This window comes from Haloleucobacter albus (genome assembly GCF_052492075.1).
The window spans coordinates 1-5,075 of the sequence record NZ_JBQWAS010000004.1 but is presented as its reverse complement, the minus strand read 5'-3'; the positions used below and the strand labels follow the sequence as shown (position 1 = coordinate 5,075).

The 5,075-nt window shown below is 57.0% G+C and carries 4 protein-coding genes, 1 tRNA gene and 1 pseudogene; 2 read left to right on the top strand and 4 right to left on the bottom strand.

Annotation, left to right across the window (positions count from 1 at the left end):
- Positions 1–336 precede the first annotated feature (336 nt).
- Positions 337–421: transfer RNA gene (locus ACT6QH_RS00080), tRNA-Leu, on the bottom strand.
- 205 nt (positions 422–626) lie between these two features.
- Between ACT6QH_RS00080 and lipB the strand changes: the two genes are divergently transcribed.
- The gene (lipB, locus tag ACT6QH_RS00075; protein WP_444972799.1) at positions 627–1,337 is read left to right on the top strand and encodes a lipoyl(octanoyl) transferase LipB; all 711 of its coding nucleotides are present in this window, start codon (positions 627–629) and stop codon (positions 1,335–1,337) included.
- Positions 1,338–1,579: 242 nt separating this feature from the next.
- On the top strand, positions 1,580–2,011 hold the full coding sequence (locus ACT6QH_RS00070) for a MerR family transcriptional regulator (RefSeq protein WP_444972798.1): 432 nt from the start codon (positions 1,580–1,582) through the stop codon (positions 2,009–2,011).
- Positions 2,012–2,121: 110 nt separating this feature from the next.
- Here the strand turns inward: ACT6QH_RS00070 and ACT6QH_RS00065 are convergent, their stop codons facing one another.
- The 3 genes and pseudogenes from ACT6QH_RS00065 to ACT6QH_RS00055 all read right to left on the bottom strand — a co-directional run.
- Entirely contained in the window at positions 2,122–3,045 is a 924-nt protein-coding gene (locus ACT6QH_RS00065) for a LysR substrate-binding domain-containing protein (RefSeq protein WP_444972797.1), read from the bottom strand.
- 95 nt (positions 3,046–3,140) lie between these two features.
- Positions 3,141–4,721, bottom strand: coding sequence for an alkyl hydroperoxide reductase subunit F (ahpF, locus tag ACT6QH_RS00060; protein ID WP_444972796.1), 1,581 nt, complete (start codon positions 4,719–4,721; stop codon positions 3,141–3,143).
- Between the two features lie 110 nt (positions 4,722–4,831).
- A pseudogene (locus ACT6QH_RS00055) lies at positions 4,832–5,075 on the bottom strand (peroxiredoxin); the annotation flags it as partial.

Genomic DNA, 5,075 nt, shown 5'->3' with positions numbered 1-5,075 from the left:
CCAGTATCGTCCCCATTCCCGCCTTGCGAGGAAAATCTCGGGCGAGGCATATGGGCAAATCGGCGCTTCAAATCATGGCATGAGAACAACCAGGATGAGCTTAACTGAGCCGCAAACCTGGCCAAGATGACGGAACCACCTCAGAGCGCTCTTCCAACCTGAAGAAAGATTCTGACGAGAGGGTCAAAATACACGCACAATCAGGCAGATACCCAGCCCAGATCCGAGCTTCACTCAAAGCCTTTTGAGCACGATATATTCGTGAGCAGGTCCATAAAATGAAAAAGGGTGGCAAATGCCACCCTTGTTTCAAGGCCTAGACCTTAGCACATTCACTGGTGCGGACGAGAGGACTCGAACCTCCACGGGTCTCCCCACTAGCACCTCAAGCTAGCGCGTCTACCAATTCCGCCACGACCGCAGTCAGTGATGTATCCGGCTTGCGATGTTGGTCACCGCCAACCGGGAGCCATCGTCTAACAGATCACTGTTCTGGCTACAAGTCTCTTCTGCAACAGGGCGAAAAAACGCCTCGAAGCCTGTGGATGACGTCATTGAAAAACACCCCTTCCCCGTTACCCAATCCTGCTTTATCCTGACTTCTCATAAACTTAAAAGAAATGCCCATGCTTACCCCCTCTCCCACGCGTGATAGCCTCTCAACCAGCATGAAGCCGCGCTTGGAATCGCCGCCCGTGCAATGGATCGTCAGTGAGAATCTGGTTCCATATCCGGATGCTCTCGCCGCGATGGAGCAAAGGGCCGCCACCATCGCGGAAGGCGCTGCGCCAGAGGCCGTGTGGCTACTGGAGCATCCCCCTCTCTATACGGCAGGCACCAGTGCGCACCCGGAGGATCTGGTCGAAAAACGCTTCCCCGTTTTCGATGCCGGCCGAGGCGGCCAATATACGTATCACGGCCCCGGCCAGCGGGTGGCTTATGTCATGCTTGATCTGAAGCGACGTGAACCAGATGTGCGTCGCTATGTCAGCGCTCTGGAAAGCTGGCTGATCGCTACGCTCGCCACATTCAATATCACCGGAGAGCGGCGTGAAGACCGCGTCGGTGTCTGGGTTCAGCATCAGGGGCAGGAAGACAAGATTGCCGCCATTGGCATTCGCCTGCGCCGCTGGGTGACCTTCCACGGCATTTCCTTGAATGTCGAACCCGAATTGAGTCATTTCTCCGGCATCGTCCCCTGCGGCATCCGCGACCATGGGGTGACAAGTCTGGTGGATCTCGGCTTACCCGTCAGCATGCCCGAAGTGGACGCCGTTCTGCGTGTTGCTTTTGAGGAAATTTTTGGCCCCACCACCCTCGCACCGCCCCCTCTTTGAACGGCTGGCCAACCCCTCAATGCCAATTCTCTCGAGAACCAGACAGAATCATTATACCTCTGCGGATAAGGCGTATTTGGTGCCAGATACGGCCTGAAGAGCCCCTCAACAGGCCTCAATCACGGACCTGTCAGCAGTGTGAACAAGGCAAGGCATAAACCAGCCGGCAACAGACTTGCTTCAGAGGGTAAAGCATGTATCGTCTAGGTGTATGGTGACGTATAGGTGAAGCTGTGACGGACATGCGGAAAGGCGGAAAGGGCGGGGCCATTACCGACACCTTTTTTACCATCACAGAACTCGCGCGCGAGCTTTCCGTGACGCCACGCACCATTCGCTTTTATGAGGATAAGGGCCTCATCTCTCCGCGCCGTGCCGGCAATATCCGCATTTACACCAAGCGTGATCGCGCCCGCATGGTTGTTATTCAGCGCGGCAAAAGGCTGGGCTTCTCCCTTCGGGATATCAAGGAATATCTCGACCTTTATGACATGGACCCCACTCAGGTGGAGCAAATGCGCATGCTTCTGGACAAGCTGGATGAGCGCTTGGGCTTGCTTGAGCGTCAGCGCCTTGCCTTGGAAGAAACCATCGCCGAACTCAAGAAACTACAGGCCCACACGCAAGAATCGCTCTCGCAACAAATGGGTCAGGGGAAAATCATCCCTGCCTGACGGGCCCAATGATGAGCTCTCAAAAGCCCATCTCATCATGCATGAAAACCACTGCCCCATATTGGAGCAGCCCACGACACTCAAATATCTGCCCCACCAAGAAGAATACCCTAACTGCCTGAATCGGACGTTTCCGGTGTCAGCAAATGTTTGGGCATCTTGCGGCATACCTTGGCCAATTCCGAGAGCAGGTTGCCCATGGCGGAGGTTTTACGCCAGAGCAGGCCGATCTGGCGACTGGGCTGAGAATCACGAAAATTCAGAAGGCGGAGATTTTCCCCTCCTGGAATCGCTGTCTTCGTTGCCAGAACAGGCAGAAGAGTGATGCCGACCCCTGCCACAACCATCTGTCGCAAGGTTTCCAGGCTCGTGCCACGAAACTCGGTTGTCTCCCGCGCACCGGAGAGGTGGCACACTTCAAGTGCCTGATCCCTCAGGCAGTGCCCATCTTCCAGAAGCATCAGATTATAAGAGCCAAGCTCATCCAGCGTCAGATCCGAGCGTTTGGCCAATGGATGATCCTGCGGAACAGCAACCAGAAAAGGCTCCTCGAAGAGAAGCTCGCAATGCAAGTGATGATCGTGCACTGGCAAGGCCAGAAAAGCCGCATCCAGCGTGCCCTGTGTCAGGCGGGCGAGCAGAGCATCGCTCTTTTCCTCAAACAGCAGCAGCTCCAGCTGAGGAAAACGGGCACGAATAAGCGGCACCACATGCGGTAGCAGATAAGGCCCCAAAGTGGGGAAAACACCAAGGCGCAGAGTGCCTGTTTCCGATGTGCGCCCGCGGCGGGCAGCCTCTTTCATCTGCTCCACTTCGCTCAGAATACGCCGGGCCCGCTCCACTGCATCCTGGCCAGCAGGCGTCAGCATCACCTTGCGGGGCGCGCGCTCCACAAGCCTTACACCAAGCTCATCTTCCAGCTTGCGAATTTGGGTAGAAAGCGTGGGCTGGCTCACAAAACACACTTCGGCCGCCCGCCGGAAATTCCGATGGTCGGCCAAAGCGATCAGATATTGCAATTCCCGCAGGGTCATGGCGCATTCACCAAAATTGCGGGAGCTGCGGATGCAGTGTTACCGCAGCTTCCAGAATGGAACCGGGCAGTTGACCTGCCCGGCTCACGTCTTGTTCAGGCCGCCTCGGTCTTGCCTTCCGTCGGGGCAGACGAACGGATGAGATAATCGAAAGCGCCGAGGGAAGCCTTCGCGCCATCACCCATGGCGATGATGATCTGCTTGTAAGGCACCGTGGTGCAGTCCCCCGCCGCAAACACGCCGGGAACCGAGGTTTCGCCACGCTCGCTCACAATAATCTCGCCGCGCGGAGAAAGCTCCACCGTCCCCTTCAGCCATTCGGTATTGGGCAACAGACCGATCTGAACAAACACACCTTCCAGATCAAGCTTGTGGCTCTCGCCGCTGGTGCGGTCCTCATAAACGAGGCCATTCACCTTGTTGCCATCTCCCGTGACCTCAGTGGTCTTGGCAGAAACAAGCACATCCACATTCGGCATGGAGTGCAGTTTACGCTGAAGCACATCGTCTGCGCGCAGCTTGTTGTCAAACTCCAGCAGAGTGACATGGCCCACAATGCCGGCAAGGTCGATAGCCGCTTCCACACCAGAATTGCCGCCACCGATTACCGCAACGCGCTTACCCTTGAACAGCGGACCATCACAGTGCGGGCAATAAGCGACACCCTTGGTGCGATACTCATTTTCTCCCGGCACACCCATTTGACGCCAGCGCGCACCCGTGGAGAGAATGATGGCCTTGGAGGAGAGCTTCGCACCACTGGCGAACTCCACGCTCACAAGGTCCTCCCCGCGTTCCAGCTTGACGGCTGTTTGCAGGTTCATCAGCTCAACATCATACTGGCGCACATGCTGCTCCAGCGCTGCGGAAAGCTGCGGACCTTCGGTATAAGGCATGGAAATGAAATTCTCGATCGCCATGGTATCGAGAACCTGCCCGCCAAACCGCTCCGCCGCAATGCCTGTGCGCAGGCCCTTGCGCACGGCATAAATCGCCGCCGCAGCACCAGCAGGCCCGCCGCCCACCACCAGAACATCAAAGGGGTCCATGGCGTTCAGCTTTTCAGCTGCACGGGCCGCCGCGCCAGTATCCAGCTTGGCGACGATCTCCTCGACATTCATGCGCCCCTGACCGAAGGGCTCACCATTCAGATAAATGGTGGGAACAGACATGATCTGGCGCTCTTCCACCTCCTTGGGGAAGGTGGCGCCATCAATGGCCACATGCTCGATATTGGGGTTGAGCACAGCCATCAGGTTCAGAGCCTGCACCACTTCGGGACAGTTCTGGCAAGATTGGGAGAAATACGTCTCGAACTTGAAAACGCCTTCCAGCCCCTTGATCTGATCGACAACAGCCTGTTCCAGCTTCGGCGGATAGCCACCGACCTGCAACAGCGCCAGAATCAAGGAAGTGAACTCATGGCCCATGGGAAGGCCGGCAAAGCGCAGATGAATATTTTCACCCGGGCTGCTCAGTGCAAAGGAAGGCGCACGGTGGCCATCATCACGGCTCTCCTTCGCGGTGAGCTTTTCCGAGAGAGACGCGATGTCATGCACCAGCTCTGCCATTTCCTTCGACTTTGCACTGTCATCGACGGAAACGGTGATCTCGACCGGACGGACCACCCGTTCCAGATAGGCCTTGATCTGGGCTTTCATGGCATCATCAAGCATGGTCTCTACTCCGATTGACGGGCGGGCGAGAGAGGCCGCCTTCATTCAAATCGGGGCTTGCGCCCCCAAGATATTGCGCTCCGGCCTTTACCGGAGCGCTGTTTTGATAATCAGATCTTGCCGACGAGATCGAGGGAGGGGGCAAGGGTCTTCTCGCCTTCCTGCCACTTCGCCGGGCATACTTCACCAGGATGCGCCGCCACATACTGAGCGGCCTTGACCTTGCGCAACAGATCGGCAGCATCACGCCCGATACCCTCAGCCGTGATCTCCACAGCCTGGATCACACCATCAGCGTCAACAATGAAGGTGCCGCGATCCGCAAGGCCCTGGCCCGCGCGCAGAACCTCAAAA